The sequence below is a fragment of the Pradoshia sp. Z3_51 genome, from assembly GCF_058215915.1.
The window spans coordinates 662,799-683,302 of sequence record NZ_JBZAJC010000002.1; the positions used below are offsets into that span (position 1 = coordinate 662,799).

A 20,504-nucleotide genomic window follows, 5' to 3' on the forward strand; every position below is an offset into this window, starting at 1 on the left:
AATTATTTTCCGGGCAATCGCAGTATGTGACAATCAGGCACACCTTTATTGGTAAAAAATAAATTTATATTGTAGTTTCAGGGGTGCCCTTGTCTATTTTGCCTTCACTTTGTCGAATGTGTCAGGTAAAAAAGGGGGGACACGGCTTCATTAAAGAGGTGATCAAATGGAGCAACAGCCAATGCGAGTGAGAAATAATGGGCAAATTAATGTTGTATTGAAAAATGGTCAAGCAAAGGCTCAGGTTAAGCCGATTCTAAATGTTCCTCCATTACCAAAGGATATACCTTCTCATCATATAGCCCTAAAAGAAATTGAAGCTGAATTGAATAGTCTCGTAGGCATGGAGGAAATGAAAAAAGTTATAAAGGAAATTTATGCATGGATTTATGTGAATAAACAACGGGAAGTAGCTGGCCTTAAGGCTGAAAAACAGGCGCTTCATATGATGTTTAAAGGTAATCCCGGTACTGGAAAAACGACGGTCGCACGGCTTATAGGAGATTTATTTGTAAAGATGAATGTCTTGAGCAAAGGCCACTTAATCGAGGCTGAGCGGGCAGATCTTGTAGGAGAATATATAGGACACACAGCTCAAAAGACGAGAGATTTAATCAAAAAGGCAATTGGGGGTATTCTTTTCATTGATGAAGCCTATTCTTTGGGAAGGGGTGGTGAAAAGGATTTTGGTAAGGAAGCGATTGATACATTGGTAAAGCATATGGAGGATCGGCAGCATGAATTTATTCTTATTCTTGCCGGATATTCACGGGAAATGGAGTATTTTTTAACCTTGAATCCAGGCCTGCAATCCCGTTTTCCGATTGTCATTGATTTTCCGGATTACACGGTTGATCAATTAATGGATATAGGGAACCGAATGTTAAGTGCCAGGCAATACGTTTATAGTCTGGACGCGGAAAGAAAACTGCGCGATCATCTATATTATTTAACAAATGTTCTACATCTTAAATCCTTTTCCAATGGTAGATATGTAAGGAATGTAATAGAAAAATCAATCAGAACTCAGGCAATGCGTCTTTTGCTGTCGGATCAATATGAACGTCGGGAATTAATGACCATCCGAAGTGATGACCTAGTGTTCGATACGTTTGAGTAAGAGATACGAATAAATATGAGTGCCCCGTAAGCTGTCATAAAGCTTTTGGGGCATTTGTTTTTTTGAGAAATAGTCATAATGAAATATTTCTAAGATGGTGATTATTAGTAGGTTAGAATACTAAAATCAAACGCAGGGAATTAACGAACTACCACGTCTAAGTAATCTATTAATAATTTAGATTTTGTGGTAAATTTTAGTTAGTTGCATAGGTTGGAATGGTAGATTTTATATTAACAATCTCTTGCCATAAAGATCGAGAAGTGGAATGAGAGTAGAAGGTTAAACGAGATGAATTTGATAGAAGAAATTATATTTACAAGCAAACAGGTAATCATTGATGCAGATTGTAAAAAAGAAGATTTGATTGTTTTGTTAAAAAACACCGGTGAAAATACGGTTCAATTAAACGGAGAACTTATTTTAACTCTTCCCAAGGGTCACCATATTATTCGATTCACAAAAGACCATTTCTGTCTTTTATACAATACGACTCTATCTTTTTATTCATTAACGGGTAAATTTGTATCTGAATTTGAGGTTGGTTCACATATTCATGAGTTATTTCCTTACAAAGATGGCGTTCTATGTACATATGGAGATCAAGGTGTATACGGAAAGGGTGCTGGAGTAAATATATTGAACTGTGTATCTCCATTCAGTGGTTTAGAGTCTTTTTATAACAATGCTATCCAATATGATCTTCTCTATGACCCTCTGGTTACTCGTTATAAGCCCTATGCTTGTATCAACTCGGAGAGAAATGAGTTAGTAATACTAAACGAGCAGCTTGAAGAAGAAAAAACGATGAAAATTCCTTTTGATACAGGAAATTTAATTACCTTTGCACTTACCTACAAATACGGCTTATTTATAGAAGAAAATAAACTATGTGTATGGGAATTTGAAACAACAAAACGCATTCTTGAGTATAAGAGGGAGTTCTCTTCTAAAATCAGAGCTATTTTTCATCGTCATGATTTTTCATTTATAGAGATTTCTGATTATGAGGTAAAAGGATTCATGCCAGTTGTGGAGTATGGCACTTAAGATAATCATCAATACAGATTAAAGAGCCTTGCTAAGAAAACAGCAAGGCCCTTATCATTTATCCTATATAAATACGAATCTATGAAAGTGGATTAGTAGGATATTTATGTAGTAACTCTTAATCAGTAACTTCTTTTAACAACAGGTAAATGCCATTCGTATAGATAAGAAAGCATTCGTAAAAAGGTAATAATAATAAATAAAAGGTATAATTCAAGGTTGGATGTCATCGCTCCGAGGCCGATTAAGAGACCTGCAATACCTGCCCAAATTGCGTAAATCTCAGATCTTAACAGTATTGGCTTCCTGCCTGCGAGGACATCTCGTACGATACCGCCGCCACTTCCTGTCAGGATAGCAGCAAATACAACCGCAATAAGCGGTAAGTTCATTTCCGTTGCTAGTAAAGCGCCCTGTACAGCGAATGCGCTTAAACCGATAGCGTCAAAAAAATTCCCCCACCTGTTCCAATGCTTTAAAAGCGAATGCTGAAATAAACAAACAATAGTTATAGAAATGAATGCGATAAAAAATAATCCGTTTTGTTCCCAAATATGGATTATTGGGATCCCGAGCAGCAAATTGCGAATGGCACCTCCCCCAAAGGCTGTTACAAATCCGAGTAAATAAAGGCCAAATAAGTCATATTCCTCTTCTGTTGCCACTAAGGCTCCGCTAATCGCAAAAGCGATTGTTCCGATAATGCTTAATACATCCCATGTCATACTTTTTTCTTTTTCTCCTTAAATAAAATTCAAATAATCATTTAAAATCTGGCTAATTTATCATATCATTTGAATACAGTGTTTGGAACGGGTGATTTTTTTGGTATGATAAGAAGAATAGTGAACTATTGAGGGAAGTGACATAATGGAAGAAACATATGAAAAAGCTATACTAGTTGGTTGTCAGCGAGAAGATATTGATGACAGTCGATTTGAATCCTCTATGGAGGAACTTGAATCACTAACGGAAACTGCCGGAGGGCAGGCTCTTGTATTAGTGTCTCAAAAGAGAGTTAAGCCTCATCCTGCTACATATATCGGGAAAGGGAAAGTCGAGGAGCTTATTGCATTAGTTGAAGAGCTAGAACCGGATGTCGTAATCTTTAACGATGAATTGTCTCCTAGTCAAATACGAAATCTAGGTAAAGAGCTGGGAACTAGAATCGTTGACCGTACCCAGTTGATTTTAGATATTTTTGCTCAACGTGCGCGTTCTCGCGAAGGTCAAATGCAAGTAGAGTTAGCCCAATTGCAATATATGCTGCCAAGATTGGCGGGGCAAGGTACTGAATTATCAAGACTCGGCGGCGGTATTGGAACGAGGGGACCGGGGGAAACCAAACTGGAATCTGACAGACGCCACATTCGACGTCGCTTGGATGAGATCAAAAGGCAGTTGGATTCAGTTGTTAAGCATAGGGAACGTTACAGAGCGCGCAGAAAACGAAATAATCGTTTCCAAATTGCATTGGCTGGCTATACGAATGCCGGTAAATCAACCTTGTTTAACCGTCTGGCTGAAGCGGATTCTTATGAGGAAAATCAACTGTTCGCTACCCTTGATCCGATGACCAGGGAATGTCTTCTTCCATCTGGATACAAGGTCCTTATCAGTGATACTGTTGGATTTATTCAGGATTTACCTACCTCCCTTGTTGCGGCATTTAGATCCACGCTTGAAGAAGTGACAGAATCCGATGCCATTTTACATGTAGTGGATTCTTCTCATCCTGATGCTTATAATCATGAGAAGACCGTTCAAAAAATTATCGAGGATTTGGGTGCTGAGGATATTCCTCAATTGATTGTCTATAACAAAAAAGATGCCGCCCATTCTGAATTTGTACCGACATCCAAGGAAAAATCCATTCATATATCTGCTCGTCAGGATGAAGGGATTCAACAACTCCTTTTAGAAATGGAAAAATTGGTTGAAAGCTTTATGGAACCATATTCCGTAATGATTCCAGCTAATGAAGGGAAAATTATAGCCCGGTTAAAGGATGAGACAATCGTTAAATCAACCGAGTTTCATGAAAGCAATGAGACCTATCATCTAAAGGGACTTGCTTTAGCAGACCATGCAATCATGGGAATTATTAAAAATTATGAGTAGGAGTAGGAATGCAACATGTTTGAACAATTAAAGAACGGTGAGAGAATTAAAGAAACTGTTCAGGAAACTGAAAAAATGATTGCTGAAAGATTTTTAGAAATTGAAGAAAATGTAGACTTTAATACAGCGAAGGTATTGAAAGCCTTCCAGGAAAATCAGGTTAGTGATGCCCATTTTAATCCATCAACAGGTTATGGGTATGATGATATGGGAAGAGATACATTGGAAAAGGTGTTTGCTCATGTATTTGGAGCCGAAGCGGCACTTGTCCGCCCGCAAATCATATCTGGAACACATGCTATTTCAACTTCCTTATTCGGCGTGTTACGCCCTGGAGATGAGCTTTTATACATCACTGGAAAGCCATATGACACGCTTGAAGAGATTGTTGGCATACGCGGAAGTGGTATAGGATCCTTAAAGGAATATCAAATATCCTATCAATCTGTCGCTTTAAAGGAAGATGGGTATGTTGACTTTGATGCAGTAGCAAAAGCCATTAAACCAAATACGAAGGTAATTGGAATTCAACGCTCAAAAGGCTATGATAACCGCCCATCATTTAAAATTGCAGAAATCAAGGAAATGATTCAGTTTGTAAAAGCTATCAAACAGGATGTCGTTGTCTTTGTTGATAACTGCTATGGAGAGTTTGCTGAGAAAATGGAGCCTACTGAGGTTGGTGCGGACCTAATGGCTGGTTCCTTAATTAAAAATCCTGGCGGCGGTTTAGCGAAAACGGGTGGTTATATTGCCGGTAGAGCTGATTTGGTAGAACGATGCGCATATCGTTTAACAACACCGGGTATTGGTGCTGAAGCGGGTGCTTCCTTGTACAGTTTATTAGAAATGTACCAAGGATTCTTCTTGGCTCCGCATGTTGTTGGACAATCCTTAAAAGGAGCAATCTTTACAGCTGCCATGCTAGAAAAATGGGGATTTAACCCTTCACCTACATGGAACGAACCAAGAACAGATCTCATTCAATCAGTCCAATTTCATGACAGAGATAAGATGGTGCTGTTCTGTCAGCAGATTCAGTTTGCTTCACCAATTAACTCTCATGTAACACCATATCCTGCTTATATGCCAGGATATGAGGATGATGTAATCATGGCTGCCGGAACGTTTATTCAGGGAGCGAGTATCGAATTAACCGCTGACGGTCCGTTAAGACCGCCATATACCGCTTTTGTACAGGGCGGACTAACGTACTCCCATGTTAAAATAGCCATTTGCAAAGCAATTGATCAGATGATTGAAAAAGGATTAATAAAGTAACTAATAATAACTCCCTTATTTTTGGAATAGGGGAGTTTTTTATTAGTAAAAATGGTCAGTGTGAGTTACAAGTAACCGATTATTTGCAGAGTGGGATTCAAAGTGAACTCTGTTTATCTATATCATATTAGCTGTTTATTGAATGGCATCGCATAGCATAGGTGTCTGAAGGGTGGAGGATAGGTGTTATGCTGCACCCATGGCACACCTATGCCGCACCTATGCGGGGTCAAAGGTGTCTGGAAGGTGCTGAATAGATGCTATGCTACATCTTTGTTACACCTATTCCTAATTAAAGGTGTTTGATAGATGTAAGATAGGCGTAGGATACCGTGGCTTTCCTGCATCTTCTATACACCTCTAGTGTGTCTGTGCAATATCTTTTCTGTATCTTGGTGTATTTGCTCCATAGAGGTAGGTATACTTTTTAGTGGAAAAGAGTTGAATTAATGTGTAAATAGAAGTGCTTTTTTATGTGAAATTCAAAATAAGGACCAGCTTGTTGCTTTTATTTATAAATTAATAGGTTAATTGTCTGAGTTTGGGGTAAAAGAAGTAAAGCAGTTAAAATGATACATTACTCCAGAGATTCCATGTCAGAAAACCTTACATATGATTGACAAAGAAGTTTACATGGCATAAACTAACAATATCAAGAAGAGGTATTGAAGGAGGATGTAGTGGTGAGCGGTAACATCAGAAGAACCATGCCACTTTTTCCAATGAGTATTGTCATGCAGCTGACCGATTTAACTGCACGTCAAATCCGTTATTATGAAGAACACAAATTGGTTTATCCAGCCAGAACAGAGGGTAATCGAAGGATGTTTTCGTTAAACGATATTGATCGTCTTTTGGAAATTAAAGAATTGCTTGATCAAGGCATAAATATGGCTGGGATTAAAAAAATTCTTGAACCTTCTATTTATAATGAAACTGAAATAATTGCTAAAGATGAACATTCTAAAGAAGAAACAAAACCAGAATTGACCAATGCGCAATTAAGAAAATTATTGCGTGATGAAATTTTGAAGGCTGGCCGCTTTACAACGAGAGGCAGCAACCAATCTGGTGATATGCATCGGTTTTTTAATTAAAAATTAAAATATAAAAAGCTTTATTATTTAAGGAGGAAAAAGGAAGATGGGGAAATACACTGCGGATGATATTAGAAAGTTAGCTAAAGATGAAAATGTGAAATTTATTCGATTACAATTTACCGACATTCTGGGAACAATTAAAAACGTAGAAATTCCAGTAAGTCAGCTTGATAAAGCATTAGAAAATAAAATGATGTTTGATGGTTCATCCATTGAAGGGTTCGTTCGTATCGAAGAATCTGATATGCTTTTATATCCAGATCTTGATACATGGGTAATTTTTCCTTGGACTGCTGAAAAAGGAAAAGTGGCTCGTTTAATCTGCGATATTTACAATCCGGATGGCACACCTTTCTCAGGTGACCCACGTGCTAATTTAAAACGTGTGTTAGAGGAAATGAAAGAGCTAGGTTTCACAGATTTCAATCTTGGGCCTGAACCAGAATTCTTCTTATTCAAATTGGATCAAGCAGGGGAACCAACTTTGGAGTTAAATGATAAAGGCGGATACTTTGACCTTGCTCCTACAGATTTAGGTGAAAATTGCCGTCGCGATATCGTTCTTGAGCTAGAAGAGATGGGATTTGAAATTGAAGCTTCCCACCATGAGGTAGCTCCAGGACAACATGAGATTGATTTTAAATATGCTGATGCGATTACAGCATGTGACCAAATCCAAACGTTCAAATTGGTAGTAAAAACAATTGCTCGTAAACATGGCTTGCACGCAACTTTCATGGCAAAACCACTGTTCGGTGTGAATGGTTCCGGTATGCACATGAACTTATCTTTATTCTCTGATGGAAAGAATGCTTTCTACGATACAAAAGGAAATATCGAATTGAGCGAGACAGCTCATCAATTCATTGCTGGTATCATTGAGCATGCGCCTGCGTTCACGGCAGTAACAAATCCAACAGTTAACTCATACAAACGTCTAGTTCCTGGATACGAAGCACCTTGTTATGTTGCATGGTCTGCTCGTAACCGTAGCCCACTAATCCGTATTCCGGCTTCCCGTGGATTGAGCACACGTGTTGAGGTACGTTCTGTTGACCCAACTGCAAATCCATACCTAGCTATGGCGGTATTACTTAGCGCTGGTCTTGATGGCATTAGAAATCAGAAAAAAGCTCCGGCGCCAATTGACCGTAATATCTATGTAATGTCTGCACAAGAACGTGCTGAAGAAGGTATTAAAGATCTTCCGTCTACATTATATCAAGCGTTAGTAGAATTACAAAAAAACCCAGTCATCATGAATGGTCTAGGTGATCATATCCTGGAACACTTTGTAGAAGCAAAAGAGATTGAATGGGATATGTTTAGAACCCAAGTTCATCCATGGGAGAGAGAACAATATCTTCAAATGTATTAATAGCTGAAACCCTTGACACTGCTAGCGTCAAGGGTTTTTTATTTGGTGGGGCAATCACATGTTTTTAGCTTGTCCAAATTTTCACCCCGCTTTTGCCCCGCCTCTAAACATTTTAACTTTTTGTGAAATCTTCAAATTTCTCCATAGTATCTTTTTCGATTTTCTTAGAGACGCGAGAGTACACATCTGCGGTGATCTGAATGGATCCATGACCCAATCGTACTTGGATGTATTTCATCGAAGCTCCTGATTCTAGAAGTAGAACAGCATGAGTATGCCTTAAAGCGTGAATTGTATCTTTGGCAATCCGGCTCTTTTATGGATTCGTTCCATAGCATTAAATAGTTACAGGAAATGAATATCCTGTGCGAAAGGTTTCGTGGATTTAAAGTATAATTGGAACATACTATGCGGTAACATGAGAAGAATAAATAAGAGGGTTCCTAAGTGGGATTCCTCTTATTTGTATATGACAAATGAACCGCATCTTGAGCCTCTTGTTGAAGTTATATACCAACGCTATTATTAACGTAAGTCGGATAAAGGATGATTATATATGAAGAAACTTTTGTGTATTTTCCACACCATGCGGTTACGCTATTTGCTTCAACATGTGGAATCATCTAAGGAAGTGAATCAAAAAATTCTTCTTTTGCATTTAAAATTAAACGAATTAGAAAAGCTGAAAATTTAAAATTAAAGGGACTTTCCACTCTGGAAGTCCTCTTTTTTATAAAACCTTTTTACCTCTTATTAATAAATCTCCTCTGACTGATATTATAAAAGTAGGAGGCGATAAAAATGAGATACACATGGAAAACTGATGCTAGAATTCCATGGGAACCGGAAGCGGATGAATTTCTGGAGAAACAACTAAGAATACACTCTAAAGAGAAGTTTGCTGTTATAGCGAGAAAAAATTAGCCCATCCACTTTGTGAAGGACATAGCGAAAAGCCCTTTATAGATCGCCTTAGTTGGATAAAAAACGGCAAGCAGAATCCAGGTGTATGCTCGGCCAATATAGTGCACACAATCCCTTAAGGGAAGGGGAGAAGTCTTACCATTTAAGGATTTAATATAAAAAAGCGAGTCAGTTTTTATGCCCAGCAAAATTGCTCGCCTCTGTCAAAAACTATAGTTGCCGTTTAATTTATTTTAAGTGTCCTCCAGGGCTCTTTTTATATATTCTAATAAAAGGGGGTACTGATAAAAATGGGGAAAATTATAGATATTTCACATCACCAGCCACCATCATCTATAAATTATGACAAACTAGCCAAGGAAGTGGATTTAGTTATTGTTCGTACTCAGTATGGATCTTCTACAATCGACAGACATTATAAAACTCATCACAAGGAATTTAATAAGCGTGGTGTACCAACTAATGCCTATGCGTGGGTAAGAGGTATTTCGATCTCTGATATGGAGAAAGAGGCTACTGATTTTTATAACCGGACTAAAGAATTTAGCCCGCCTGTTTACTGGCTTGACGTTGAGGAGAAGAGCATGAAAGATATGAGAGCAGGGGTTAAGGTCTATGCAAAGAAATTGAGAGCTCTTGGGGTGAAGAAAGTAGGGATATATATTGCCAATCATCTTTATAAATCCTTTAATATCGATATAAGAGACTTTGATGCTGTTTGGATACCTTCTTATGGGCGTAACAATGGCATGCGAGCAAGTAGCAGGAAACCTGACTATGTTTGCGACTTATGGCAGTTTACAGACAAAGGAATAGTAGATGGATATGCTGGTAATGTAGACTTGAATGCAATTATAAGTAATAAACCATTGAGTTATTTCACGGGTAAGTATGATCAAATCACATAGTATGAGGGGACTTCTAGTTGGAGTCCTCTTTTTTTGCCTAAAGTGATGCTCGTGTAAAGTGAGCCATTCTCTTGGCCAACTATTCAGACATTAAATGATAGTTACAAAGTCTAATTATGGCACAAAAGAAAGATTCTTCGCATATGATGAGGGTGAAGGTTACATGTTAAAACAGTTGGTGATGAATATGTTAGAAGAGTTCAAAGAGTACAAGCGTCAGACGGAAGGGCAATTTGATAAACAGGACGTGCGTTTTGAAAAACATGAACTCCGGATGGACAAGCAGGAGGATCGGTTGGACCAAATGCGTAGTACACAAATTGTACACGATCAACAGATTGCTGGTATTTTAGAAACCCTAAAAGACATTAAAGGAGATACTGTATGGTTAAGAAGAACTGTGACCGCTGCCGTTATAGGTGGAACTATTCCAGCGGTTATCGGTTTTATTGTGTTTGCTATACAAAAACTGAACTAAGGAGGGTGGATGATGAAAAGGTCTATACCATATTTTGAGGCACTAGTTAGTATATTGAGCTATTACCTTGCTATGGTATGTATGTTCAACAATGATATGTTTCAGCAATTGCCAGAGTTATATGGAACTTTAAGTCAGTTGGGAAGCGAGACATTGTTTGCTCTCATTTTCTTTTCTGCAGCTACCATTAAGGTTATTGGGCTGGTTATTAATAGTTATGTAATGAGAAAGTTTGGGTTAGGGTTATCCGCCTTAATTTATTTAATCATTGCTGTTTCTTATGCCACGAGTGAAATGTCCTTAAATTGGGGGGCAGGGATTTTCTTTTTACTGTCAGCATTCAGCCTTTTAAATATATTTGAAGTTAGGCATACTAAGTTAATGGAGTGATAGAATGAATTGGAAAGTACGTTTTAAAAACCCAATCTTATTATTGCATTTGCTACTTTAGTCACCAGCTTTATATATAAGTTGCTCGGTTTAATAGGAGTCATGCCGTCTGTCGCAGAAGATGATACACCACAATTAGTTTTGATTTTTGTGGTTATTTTAGCTGGATTGGTATTGTTCAGGATCCGACCATTAAAGGAATAGGAGACAGTAGACAAGCCTTGACTTATGAAGTGCCAAGAGATGACAAACCCGATGTATATGTACCATTGGGTTTCTTGTGTTCATAATATGCGTTACCTAAGACGTATCATCTCAAAACTCTGCCTTACATAAAAGAAGAGAAGGCAATCCTTTTAGGACCGCCTTCTCAAGAATTTATTGAGCATTATTTTAGCATGGTTTGGATTAATACAGGGTCATGATCACTTGCCCGTCCGTGTTCTTCCATGAAGGCAGCGTTGATGTGAACGATATCAACAGCTGTACGCAATGTTAGTGGTTTCGAAACAAGGATATGGTCTAGCACTTGTAAATTTCCTTGATAGGCATACGTATAGCGGTCAATTGAGGGAATCAAATCAATCATATTCGTCAGTTCCCTTCCCTTCAGTGTTTTGAGTGTATCTGTAAATTCAAAGTCATTTAAGTCTCCGAGAGCAATAATATTGGCATTCTTGTTCTTGGACTGGATTTCTTTTACAAATTGATTCACCACATTTGCTATGCTAATGCGCTGCTCCTCACTAGACAATATAGCCGGCTGGTTTTTTCCAAAGAGCGGCTGATCTCCGCCTTTTGAATTAAAATGGTTAGCGATGACGATAACATCCTTCCCATTAAAGGTGAATTGGGCAGCTAAAGGCTTACGACTACTATCGAAAGCAGGATTTTCAGGATCAATTCGTCCTGGATTAGCTGTCAGTTTGCCATCTTCATAGCTGACTGCTTCATTCGCACTGCCTTTTGGAGCAGGAGTGAGTGACACTCGCTCTGGGTTATATAAAAATCCAACGCGAATATTCGCTCCAGGAGCGCCTCCGTCTTGATTATTAACCGGCGCAATATCTGTGAATGAATAAGAAGGACCGCCCAACTCTTTGATTTTATCAATCAATGTTTGATAGCTTGCACTTGCATCTGTATTACCGCTATTTGTGGCACCATCATTATCCTGTATTTCAGTAAGTCCAATGATATCAGGCTGATTTAAATTGTCAGTAATGGCTTTTGCAAGTTTAGTAGTTTTCTCGTCGCTTTCCTTCGGGGAGAAATTTTCTACGTTATAGGAAGCGACTGTCAGTTTTTTGGCATGTTGCTTAAATTTCGTTACCTCTTGTTTCAGGCTACCGTTTTTAAGCTCTGGTAAATTTTCTTTATCAGATAAGATTCGGTAATTGCTGAAACCATAACTTACAACACCATGAATATCTCCAGTAAATGAATCGCCTGTCTTGGTAACAAAGCTTGAATCACCAGTATCAATGATGAGTCGCTCAGGGTTATAATCGTTTTCTGAAATCCTCAAGCCTTTTGCCAGGGTGTTGAGTAAAGTATATTTTGACACTACATATAGTTCGCCATAATCCTGCGGTGCAATAACCTTCGGCTGTTTAATGTTTACGAGCATTCCCTCTAGGCTCTCGTAATAATCAATCCCGTCCTGATATGGATCAAACTTGCTGAACTGGTCGTTATCGATGATTCGTGTTGGCTGTCCTTTAAGCGGGCTAATCTCAATCGGCTTAGGGAGCGGTTGTGAGTCATTTACAATCGTAATGTTAGTAGCATTGATTTCTGTAACCGGTAAATCCGTTGTTAATTTTTCTGCATAACCTTCAAGTACCCATTCTTTAACCTGACCGCTTGCTTTAATGGTATTACCAACTTGTGCAGCATGGTTTCTTTTATAGACAAGTATGCCTTCTGAGGTGGCAGGGTTTTTATCAGGCGTTAGAGATTGCATGTAAAAGTTGTTAGCATCGGCAATATAAGTTACGATGCCTTCAACATCTGCCACATATTGATCCTGATATGGAGAGTGGTGCTCGGCACCTTGAATGTCATGTATCTGTAAACCGCTAGTGGCAATGTAATAGGCTAGTGATACAATATCACTGTTTTTATAGCCGTCTGCTACGACGATTGCTTTAATTGTCGTGTTTTCTGCGATGATGATAGGGGTCGTGTACACTTCGCTGTCTATGGTAGGTTCCATCCCATTTGTTGTGTAGTAGATGGTTGCGTTTTCCGTCTCTGTAGTTAAGGAAATAGCTGTTCCAGCTGATACTGGTCCTGGAGAGACTGAGCTCGCAGCAGCGGCAGCTTTCGGAGTTGGATCATGTTCTTCTGCAAAAACAATGGAGGTAGGTGATTTTAATCCAGGCACTGTATAGTAAGCCTCAAGATTTCCAGTAACGTGAATTTTACTCCCGATGATGGATGGATTAGACTGAAGCCCAAATTCTGCTCGGAATTTAGCCGGGAGCTGGATAGGAAGCAGTTTTTCTTTATCCGTTTCATTGGGTGAATCAGCTAGCGCAATATTAAAATCACTGCTGAATGGTGCTTCAAAATTGTAGCTATTATTTCCTGTCGTATGGGCAACGATATAGCCTTCAACAGTAGCATTGCCTGTATTGTTTGCTATTGCCTCTGTTACAGTAATTGGTCCATCTGCCTTGGGTGTTACCGCAGGAATGAACGATAAGAGGAGCAGGAACACGAGAAAGGCTGGGACGAAGAAACGATTAATATTGGATTTTGACATTCGACACTCTCCTTTAAATTTCTATCATTTCTCCCATATACTACAAAAAAGAGGGCAATTAGTACAGGGTGGTTAGATTCATCTTTCAATTGAAAGTTATAGTCAATATAAGTAAAAAGTCATGATTCTATTGTTTTTTAGAAAGGTATTGACTCTGAATCCTCAATTTTTTGAAGTTAGAAATATCGTTTAGTAAAAAATATCGAGTTTCTTCTATTAAATATAGGGCTGAGAGAATACTATAGCCAGAATGAGCCTAGGAGAGAGCTTTTTATTTTCATTAGATTAACATCTTAATGAAGTTAAGGGTGCAGATTTGATGAACTAGGATAGGAAAATACGGGGTAAGAATTATAGAAAAAATGAAGAGAAAACACTAAGTAGGAAAAGTATGAATAGAGGTTGAATGTAGGCAAATAAAAAACCCCGTTAATCGAGACGGGGTACTTTAAGTTCAGCATATCTTTTTGCAACCAAATGCTTCAGTTGCTCTAAATCTTCTAATGTAGTTTTATTTCCGATATAATCTTTAATCACCGGAGGTATGGTTATTGAATTCGTTTTTTTCGTTGGCTCTTTTATGTCCATTTTTAGCATCTATCCTTCTGGAAAACTATTATAGTACCATTATATAGTTACAATGTTACGAATAGATTAATAGGAGTTTACATTTTAATATTATTAAGAAGTCAAAAGAAAGCCAATTTACCGAAAAGATAGGAGTAAGTTATGGTAGCAATCATTTACCCAACTGATGGGTATGATAAAAGGGAGAATGAATTAAGAAGAATTCAGTTAAATACTTTTATCTAACCAGACTAAAGAGAGTATATTTTCGTTTAACATAATATAGTCGAGATTACACCTATTGTATAGATTATTTGTCTGTGGAGTGTTTAATTTTGCCCACAATTTTTGGAGGGAAAAATAAAAATCGCTTTCTTCTCGAGTAATGCATATGCTGTGGTGCAGGATCGAGTGTTTCATCTCCTAAAAAGTCGAGCATAGTATTAGTTGAAATATGCGCATGAACCATACTTACTTTCCATTGATCGTGATGAATATCTCCGCGTATGATTAAATCGCCCCAAATACTATACATACTGTATCGTTCTAATAACCAAAAATCCAAAGAGTCCGGCAGGGGTTCGTATAAAATCTGTTTACGCTCATAATGAACATCGAGTTGATAGGTTTGTTTACTGCTTTCTCGTACACTTTGAAAATAAAATTGATCCCTATCTTGTTGAAAGTACATATGTGCTTTTTTATAAGGTAGGCCCAAGCCCACTTGTGCTCCCAAGACGGCTAATAGTTTATCAGCATCCAAACTAAAAAAATAAATACCAGGAACACCCTTGTATTTAACATATGTACGTACATTCAGCTCTAAATAAGTATGAAGATATGGAAAATGTGGAAGCCCTCTTGCTCTCATTTTAGTTATCTTAAAGGGAATAATCGAAATCCATGCTTTTCCTTCATATAAATCAATCTCCAATTCCTCCGGCACATATGGACGGAGAAGGGTGGGATCTATTTGATAATGTAAAAATAGCATATCATTCCATACCTGGGTCAGTACCCACGGTGATTTCGGTAAAGGGAAAGGGCGATGTTTCGTTTCTTTCAACTCAAAATACATAAATTCCGCCTCATTTCTCTAGGTATATTAAATGTTTTGCCCATATATATAGATATTAAACATTCCGATAAAGCAACACGGCATAATAAAAAGAATAGAACAAGAGGGAATGCAATTTACATAATATTTAAGAGTGATTATAGCTGAGGGAAATATGGAGTTAAATAGAAAATTTCCAGATCTAATAGTACTGATGTAATGTATAGGTAAAAATAAAGACCTCTCTAATCAAAAAGATTTGAGAGGCTTTTTATAGTTTCTGATTAAATTATCGGAGATCATACCTAAGGCGCATGACATTGTAAAACAATCGAGCATCTCGTCCCATTTTTGTTCGAGGATTTATTTGTGATTGAAGGCAGTTTAACAGCATCTCGTCACACTGTTTGGTGGGTCCAAATCTCTTATAACAGTCATCATGTTTCTTGCAGCATGAGTCTACTTGATTAGTAGGTCCCCATGGACCGGAACAGCCAGGACCGCACCAATTATATCCTGGATAACATAGTCCTTTGCCTGCACGTCTTCTTCTTCTTTGCATACTTCCACCTCCATATAAATCTTTATAATTAATATATGAGGAGTCGGACAAAACGTAAGGGCGGATAAATAGTGAATGTTTCCTTTTGTTTTCTAATGGGCTGTTGTGACAAAACAAATATATCCTTATAGAAAAAAGCCCAGAGTGAATCTTTGGGCTAAAAACTAAGATATGACAATCTCACAATCTATTATTTATTCAATTCACGGATAATATGCATTCCGGAAACCCATCCTTGTGTACCATTTGAAAGTTTCACTTTATACCATCCATTGCTGGTTTCCGGATTGTTTTTTGAATCAACCGATAGCTCAATATATTGATAATTAGATAGGGTACCGACTATACTGCTGCCTGTATTCGCAGCAGAACGGACATTTAAGGATGTAGCATCCACACGCGCCAGATTTTTAACGGACATGTATTTATAATAACTGCTTAATCCAAAACTGGATGTATAATACATTTTCCCTTTGTATTTTACTTTTAAAGACTCATTGTTATGTTTTTCTAGTAAATTAAAGGTTTCTCCTGCTTGAATGCTGACAGAAGATCCTGAGTTTGTTTTTGTGACATATTCAGAACTGACCCAGCCGGTTTTTCCGTTATATTGAACCTTACACCAGCTACCACTTGCACTAAGATAGGTTATCGTTTTCCCATTAGGAATGGTGAGCAGAATAGAACCATCTGTTGAAGCACTTGATCGCAAATTTAGGTTTGAAGTTGTCTGATAAACGGTTGAACCTGTGTTATCTGCTGATGTCAGATTAATTGTTTTATGGGCTACAGCAAGAGTACCGGTAGGAAAGACATCTTTTGCATCAGGATAAGAGGGTCTGCTTGGCACCTTTTTATTCGGGGTGGCATTTTTTGCACCCTCGTTACTGTAATCAAGCATTGCCGACATATGTTTGGCAATCGCTTTTCCCCAATTTGAATCGGTCGCATAATAAAAATTCATCCCGCTGCTTAGGCTGTCGATTCTATTCCCATTACTATCTTTAACGGTAGAACCAAGATAAGCACCTTTATAGGACCAGTATCCTTCATTTAAATACGTTGCTTTCATCATTTGAGCAATAAATTCAATATTTGATTTGATTGTATTAAATTTGACAGCACCCACGAATGGAGCTGCATCGTAGGCTCCGTAACCAAACAGATTATTTTTTGCCAATGATATAGTCGATTTACCGAAATTGCTCTCATGAATGGCATGTGCTGCAAGATACAAAGCGTTCACGCCATACTTGTTTGCTGCATCAATAAATATGCTTCCCCTGTTATATAGAACACTGTTGGAGGAGGTTGCATTTTTCGCAATATACGTATTAATCTGAGCAGCTGTTACGGATGATTTTGTCCTTAAATCCATTGTTACATAGGAATCTGAACTGATTGGATTAGAGGAATCGGAGGTAGATGCTCCTTTTACCAGGTAGGATGAGTTGACCCAGCCTGTAAGTGAGTTAAAGGAAACCTTATACCATGCCCCTTTTTTGGATAAATACGTAACCTGCTTTCCTTTAGGTATAGTAGTAATGACTGTTGCACTGGTAGAGCCTGAAATTCGAAACTTCAAATTAGCAGTTGTCGTATAAATCTCTTTATTCTTTACTTCCTCTTTTTTATCTTCAGTTGTTTCCTTTAGGAATTCAGAGCTGACCCAACCTGTTTTGTTTCCATACTTCACCTTAAACCAAAAACTGTTTTTTGATAGATAGGTAACTTTCTCTCCTTTTGGTATAAGCGTTAATACAGACCCCTGGGTAGAAGCCTCAGTTCTTAGATTCAGTTTAGCAGTAGTTTGATAAGTCAAATTCGCCTTTGGTTTTTCAACAGAAGGGGAGGGACTCTCATTTTTAACCGGTGTAACACCTTTTAAATAACTGGAGCTGACCCAACCAGTTTTACCGCTATATTTCACCTTGAACCAAGAACCACTCTTGGAAACATAAGTAACAGATTTCCCTTTAGGAATTGTCGTTAAAATGGATCCTTTCGTTGAAGCAGAAGAACGTAAATTTAAATTTGCTGTCGCTTGATACTTCACCTCTTGCTGTGGTTTTGCCACGGTAGATGGTGTGCCTGTACCGTTTGTTGGTTTAGCAGCAGCTGAGTTAGCTTTTAAATAACTGGAGCTGACCCAACCGGTTTTACCGCTATATTTCACCTTGAACCATGAACCGCTCTTAGAAACATAAGTAACGGATTTCCCTTTAGGAATCGTCGTAAGAATAGATCCTTTTGTGGAAGAAGAGGATCGTAAATTTAAATTAGCTGTTGCTTGGTACGTAACCTCTTGCTGTGGTTTTGCCACAGCGGAAGGGGTGCTGCTCGTTGGTTTAGCAGCAGCTGAGTTAGCTTTTAAATAACTGGAGCTGACCCAACCGGTTTTACCGCCATATTTTACTTTGAACCATGAACCGCTTTTGGAAACATAAGTAACGGATTTCCCTTTAGGAATCGTCGTTAAAATAGCTCCTTTTGTTGAAGCGGATGATCGTAAATTAAGGTTAGCTTTCGTTGTGTAGGCTGATGAACTGCTGGTAACAACAGCAGATTTCACCACAGCAGGTTCAACCTTAGCTTTCTCATTTATTTTTTTTACATAATCTGAACTAACCCAGCCCGTAGTAGTTTGATATTTTACTTTAATCCAAGAACCGCTAGTGGAAATATAGGTTAGGGTTTTCCCTTTAGGTATGGTTTTCAGGATTTTCCCATTGGTTGACGCTTTGGATCGTAAATTAAGATTAGCTGTAGTTTGATAGCCAGACACAATTGCTTTACTAGAAGTAATATTTTCAGCTTTCTTCACATATTTATTATTGACCCATCCTGTGCGATTGTTAAATTTCACTTTGAACCAAGAACCACTTTTTGCAAGGTAGCTAATCTTTTCCCCTTTAGGGATGGTTAAGAGTACAGTGCTTTTAGTAGAATTACTGACTCGTAAATTTAAATTAGAAGTGGTTTCGTAATACGTAACACTAGATGCTTCTGCCTTTTTGGTGTCCAATAATTTTAATGATGTATCCCCGCTATATAGGATAAATCCTGCAGATAATAAAAGTGTTGTACCCTTATAGACCAATGGCTTATGGCTTGCCTTTTGATTTTGCAAATGTACATCCTCCTTTATTCTCCCTCAGTTTTACAAGGCTGTATGGCATATATTTTTGTCAGACAACTGCAAAGACCAGTTAAATCAATCCCAAACAAATTTAAGGATAAAATGAGTAACTAAAAAATGTCTCCATCATAAAATGTCATAGAGGGTGCTATATCACATATCGGCATAATTTGGGAAATCTTTAGCGAGAAATGTAAGATTCCATAATTTAGATGTTATTTTTTCATTAAAAAAAGGAATAAAGGTAATAATAATGTAGAAAGGGGGAGATAAAATGGAAGGTTATCTACAAAAAATAACGAAAAAGATATCTAGTTATTGTTTTCATCTGGATATGAAAAAGAAAGTGAAAAACAGTCATTTCACGATTGTCTCAGACAATGATTGGGGCAAGAAAGTATACGATGATTTAGGTATGGAATACAACTCTCCATTTATTGGAATGTTCATATTTGCACCGGACTATATTGAGCTTTTATCTAACTTTGAGCATTATATGAAATCTCCCCTTAAATTTACACTCCATTCAAAATATGATGGAATAACGGATATCTATCCCATTGGGCTGTTGGACCAGAAAGTGGAGATCCATTTCTATTCCTATAAGTATAAACAGACAGCATTAAATGACTGGAATGAAAGAGTTAAACGCATAAATTGGGATCAGTTGTTTTTTAAATTCAGCGATCAGTATCAGTGCAGAAAAGAATGTATTGAAACGTTCAATCAGTTGCCTTTAAAAAACAAAGTCTGTTTTACGGCTAGGCCAATGGGACATTTAGACAATGTGATTTGTTTTTCAAATCAACACATAGAAACCAAATTACAAAATGAGCTAACGGATTATAAGAAATACTTTGATGTAGCATCTTGGCTGAATACAGGGGAAGTGATTAAGAAAGAGCCTGAAAAAAGAAAAGCCAATTTTGAACTGCATTTTCCTTTTAAGCTAATCGACAACAAATAGATAATTAATTAAAACACCGGTGTTTTCCGGTGTTTTTTATGTGCTCATGGTATTAGACCGACGCTGCAGGCAGATTGCACTTAAAAAGGCTAATCTATTAATTCTTATCCTAACTCTCCGTACGATTTTCAAAATGGTAATCCGTTTTTATATGTGGATTTTGCTTTAATAATTGACGAACAAATTCAGTTTGGTTTTTTGGTGAAATGGCAATCGTATTAAATCCTGTAAAATTAATTTCTATTTTATTCATAGATTGGACAGGATCTGTAAAAGGATTTCTGGTTTTTCTTATACTACTAATCGTATCAATCTTAATTTCCTTCTTAAATGGACCGTAGTGTATGGTGAGGAGATTTTCCGCAATTGTATATCCCGTTTTAAGCCATATCCACATTAAACAAAAACCAACTGGTACTAAGAGTACGATTTTAATCCATTGCTTGTCTAAGAACTCAGGGGTCATCCAAACACCAAGGTCTGGAAAGAAAATGGGTGAAAGAATAAAAATAAATGCGAATAACCAAATGGTAGCGGTTATCCATAAGTCTCTTTTTGATGAAAAATACATGCTATCATCCTCTATTCGTTTGAATTTATACTTTCTTGGTGGTACGTATGTAGATGTGATTTACCCTTTAAATTAACAGGTGAATTAATGGAAATTCGCCGTCGATTGGCCGTTTTACGAT

General features: G+C 37.6%; 20 protein-coding genes and 1 pseudogene. 13 read left to right on the forward strand and 8 right to left on the reverse strand.

Going from position 1 to position 20,504, the window contains the following annotated elements; genetic code table 11:
* Positions 1–166 precede the first annotated feature (166 nt).
* Both spoVK and AC4BHA_RS06830 read left to right on the forward strand, forming a co-directional pair.
* Entirely contained in the window at positions 167–1,120 is a 954-nt protein-coding gene (spoVK, locus tag AC4BHA_RS06825) for a stage V sporulation protein K (protein WP_066104245.1), read from the forward strand.
* A 291-nt stretch (positions 1,121–1,411) separates the two neighbouring features.
* Positions 1,412–2,170, forward strand: coding sequence for a hypothetical protein (locus AC4BHA_RS06830; protein ID WP_490558344.1), 759 nt, complete (start codon positions 1,412–1,414; stop codon positions 2,168–2,170).
* Between the two features lie 122 nt (positions 2,171–2,292).
* On the opposite strand, the gene AC4BHA_RS06835 is transcribed toward AC4BHA_RS06830, so the two are convergent.
* On the reverse strand, positions 2,293–2,895 hold the full coding sequence (locus AC4BHA_RS06835) for a trimeric intracellular cation channel family protein (protein ID WP_139891111.1): 603 nt from the start codon (positions 2,893–2,895) through the stop codon (positions 2,293–2,295).
* A gap of 145 nt (positions 2,896–3,040) precedes the next feature.
* Between AC4BHA_RS06835 and hflX the strand changes: the two genes are divergently transcribed.
* The 4 genes from hflX to glnA all read left to right on the forward strand — a co-directional run bounded on the left by hflX (position 3,041) and on the right by glnA (position 8,050).
* Positions 3,041–4,291 carry a GTPase HflX gene (gene hflX, locus AC4BHA_RS06840; RefSeq protein ID WP_066104235.1) on the forward strand — a complete coding sequence of 417 codons (1,251 nt, stop codon included), beginning with the start codon at positions 3,041–3,043 and terminating at the stop codon, positions 4,289–4,291.
* Between the two features lie 15 nt (positions 4,292–4,306).
* Complete coding sequence (locus AC4BHA_RS06845) at positions 4,307–5,572, forward strand: methionine gamma-lyase family protein (RefSeq protein WP_139891110.1); 1,266 nt, start codon at positions 4,307–4,309, stop codon at positions 5,570–5,572.
* Between the two features lie 683 nt (positions 5,573–6,255).
* Positions 6,256–6,669 carry a MerR family transcriptional regulator gene (locus AC4BHA_RS06850; protein ID WP_066104229.1) on the forward strand — a complete coding sequence of 138 codons (414 nt, stop codon included), beginning with the start codon at positions 6,256–6,258 and terminating at the stop codon, positions 6,667–6,669.
* 46 nt (positions 6,670–6,715) lie between these two features.
* A complete protein-coding gene (gene glnA / locus AC4BHA_RS06855) occupies positions 6,716–8,050 on the forward strand; it encodes a type I glutamate--ammonia ligase (RefSeq protein ID WP_066104225.1) in 1,335 nt (444 codons plus the stop codon).
* A 112-nt stretch (positions 8,051–8,162) separates the two neighbouring features.
* Here glnA and AC4BHA_RS06860 read toward each other — a convergent pair.
* A pseudogene (locus tag AC4BHA_RS06860) lies at positions 8,163–8,395 on the reverse strand (tyrosine-type recombinase/integrase); the annotation flags it as partial.
* Positions 8,396–8,606: 211 nt separating this feature from the next.
* Between AC4BHA_RS06860 and AC4BHA_RS06865 the strand changes: the two are divergent.
* The 6 genes from AC4BHA_RS06865 (at position 8,607) to AC4BHA_RS06890 (ending at position 11,040) form a co-directional block, all read left to right on the forward strand.
* Positions 8,607–8,744 carry a hypothetical protein gene (locus AC4BHA_RS06865; RefSeq protein ID WP_180349899.1) on the forward strand — a complete coding sequence of 46 codons (138 nt, stop codon included), beginning with the start codon at positions 8,607–8,609 and terminating at the stop codon, positions 8,742–8,744.
* A 107-nt stretch (positions 8,745–8,851) separates the two neighbouring features.
* Positions 8,852–8,974, forward strand: a complete 123-nt coding sequence (locus tag AC4BHA_RS06870) for a hypothetical protein (RefSeq protein WP_257468928.1) — start codon at positions 8,852–8,854, stop codon at positions 8,972–8,974.
* Between the two features lie 290 nt (positions 8,975–9,264).
* Positions 9,265–9,882 carry a glycoside hydrolase family 25 protein gene (locus tag AC4BHA_RS06875; RefSeq protein ID WP_139891109.1) on the forward strand — a complete coding sequence of 206 codons (618 nt, stop codon included), beginning with the start codon at positions 9,265–9,267 and terminating at the stop codon, positions 9,880–9,882.
* Between the two features lie 163 nt (positions 9,883–10,045).
* Entirely contained in the window at positions 10,046–10,360 is a 315-nt protein-coding gene (locus AC4BHA_RS06880; protein ID WP_066104219.1) for a hemolysin XhlA family protein, read from the forward strand.
* Positions 10,361–10,369: 9 nt separating this feature from the next.
* The gene (locus AC4BHA_RS06885) at positions 10,370–10,750 is read left to right on the forward strand and encodes a hypothetical protein (protein WP_139891108.1); all 381 of its coding nucleotides are present in this window, start codon (positions 10,370–10,372) and stop codon (positions 10,748–10,750) included.
* A gap of 167 nt (positions 10,751–10,917) precedes the next feature.
* Positions 10,918–11,040 (forward strand): phage holin, encoded by a 123-nt coding sequence (locus tag AC4BHA_RS06890; RefSeq protein ID WP_375138409.1) that lies wholly within the window; start codon positions 10,918–10,920, stop codon positions 11,038–11,040.
* A gap of 98 nt (positions 11,041–11,138) precedes the next feature.
* Here AC4BHA_RS06890 and AC4BHA_RS06895 read toward each other — a convergent pair whose 3' ends face one another.
* From AC4BHA_RS06895 to AC4BHA_RS06915, 5 genes are all read right to left on the reverse strand, one after another.
* Positions 11,139–13,520, reverse strand: coding sequence for a DUF8508 domain-containing protein (locus AC4BHA_RS06895; RefSeq protein WP_490558345.1), 2,382 nt, complete (start codon positions 13,518–13,520; stop codon positions 11,139–11,141).
* 429 nt (positions 13,521–13,949) lie between these two features.
* Positions 13,950–14,108: a hypothetical protein gene (locus AC4BHA_RS06900; RefSeq protein ID WP_175354261.1), complete on the reverse strand. Its 159-nt coding sequence runs from the start codon at positions 14,106–14,108 to the stop codon at positions 13,950–13,952.
* 289 nt (positions 14,109–14,397) lie between these two features.
* Entirely contained in the window at positions 14,398–15,165 is a 768-nt protein-coding gene (locus AC4BHA_RS06905) for a YqjF family protein (RefSeq protein ID WP_139891106.1), read from the reverse strand.
* 268 nt (positions 15,166–15,433) lie between these two features.
* Complete coding sequence (locus AC4BHA_RS06910) at positions 15,434–15,706, reverse strand: phospholipase A2 family protein (protein ID WP_139891105.1); 273 nt, start codon at positions 15,704–15,706, stop codon at positions 15,434–15,436.
* A gap of 190 nt (positions 15,707–15,896) precedes the next feature.
* Positions 15,897–18,836 (reverse strand): SH3 domain-containing protein, encoded by a 2,940-nt coding sequence (locus tag AC4BHA_RS06915; protein WP_490558346.1) that lies wholly within the window; start codon positions 18,834–18,836, stop codon positions 15,897–15,899.
* 283 nt (positions 18,837–19,119) lie between these two features.
* On the opposite strand from AC4BHA_RS06915, the gene AC4BHA_RS06920 reads away from it, so the two are divergent.
* Positions 19,120–19,812 (forward strand): DUF1919 domain-containing protein, encoded by a 693-nt coding sequence (locus tag AC4BHA_RS06920; protein ID WP_139891103.1) that lies wholly within the window; start codon positions 19,120–19,122, stop codon positions 19,810–19,812.
* 109 nt (positions 19,813–19,921) lie between these two features.
* Here AC4BHA_RS06920 and AC4BHA_RS06925 read toward each other — a convergent pair whose 3' ends face one another.
* Positions 19,922–20,383, reverse strand: a complete 462-nt coding sequence (locus tag AC4BHA_RS06925; RefSeq protein WP_490558347.1) for a PH domain-containing protein — start codon at positions 20,381–20,383, stop codon at positions 19,922–19,924.
* Between the last annotated feature and the right edge of the window lie 121 nt (positions 20,384–20,504).

Bases quoted from the DNA above. Each gene is read 5' to 3' on its own strand.
- spoVK (WP_066104245.1), top strand. From the start codon at position 167: ATGGAGCAACAGCCAATGCGAGTGAGAAATAATGGGCAAATTAATGTT.
- AC4BHA_RS06830 (WP_490558344.1), top strand. From the start codon at position 1,412: ATGAATTTGATAGAAGAAATTATATTTACAAGCAAACAGGTAATCATT.
- AC4BHA_RS06835 (WP_139891111.1), bottom strand. From the start codon at position 2,895: ATGACATGGGATGTATTAAGCATTATCGGAACAATCGCTTTTGCGATT.
- hflX (WP_066104235.1), top strand. From the start codon at position 3,041: ATGGAAGAAACATATGAAAAAGCTATACTAGTTGGTTGTCAGCGAGAA.
- AC4BHA_RS06845 (WP_139891110.1), top strand. From the start codon at position 4,307: ATGTTTGAACAATTAAAGAACGGTGAGAGAATTAAAGAAACTGTTCAG.
- glnA (WP_066104225.1), top strand. From the start codon at position 6,716: ATGGGGAAATACACTGCGGATGATATTAGAAAGTTAGCTAAAGATGAA.
- AC4BHA_RS06865 (WP_180349899.1), top strand. From the start codon at position 8,607: ATGAAGAAACTTTTGTGTATTTTCCACACCATGCGGTTACGCTATTTG.
- AC4BHA_RS06870 (WP_257468928.1), top strand. From the start codon at position 8,852: ATGAGATACACATGGAAAACTGATGCTAGAATTCCATGGGAACCGGAA.
- AC4BHA_RS06875 (WP_139891109.1), top strand. From the start codon at position 9,265: ATGGGGAAAATTATAGATATTTCACATCACCAGCCACCATCATCTATA.
- AC4BHA_RS06880 (WP_066104219.1), top strand. From the start codon at position 10,046: ATGTTAAAACAGTTGGTGATGAATATGTTAGAAGAGTTCAAAGAGTAC.
- AC4BHA_RS06885 (WP_139891108.1), top strand. From the start codon at position 10,370: ATGATGAAAAGGTCTATACCATATTTTGAGGCACTAGTTAGTATATTG.
- AC4BHA_RS06895 (WP_490558345.1), bottom strand. From the start codon at position 13,520: ATGTCAAAATCCAATATTAATCGTTTCTTCGTCCCAGCCTTTCTCGTG.
- AC4BHA_RS06900 (WP_175354261.1), bottom strand. From the start codon at position 14,108: ATGGACATAAAAGAGCCAACGAAAAAAACGAATTCAATAACCATACCT.
- AC4BHA_RS06905 (WP_139891106.1), bottom strand. From the start codon at position 15,165: ATGTATTTTGAGTTGAAAGAAACGAAACATCGCCCTTTCCCTTTACCG.
- AC4BHA_RS06910 (WP_139891105.1), bottom strand. From the start codon at position 15,706: ATGCAAAGAAGAAGAAGACGTGCAGGCAAAGGACTATGTTATCCAGGA.
- AC4BHA_RS06920 (WP_139891103.1), top strand. From the start codon at position 19,120: ATGGAAGGTTATCTACAAAAAATAACGAAAAAGATATCTAGTTATTGT.
- AC4BHA_RS06925 (WP_490558347.1), bottom strand. From the start codon at position 20,383: ATGTATTTTTCATCAAAAAGAGACTTATGGATAACCGCTACCATTTGG.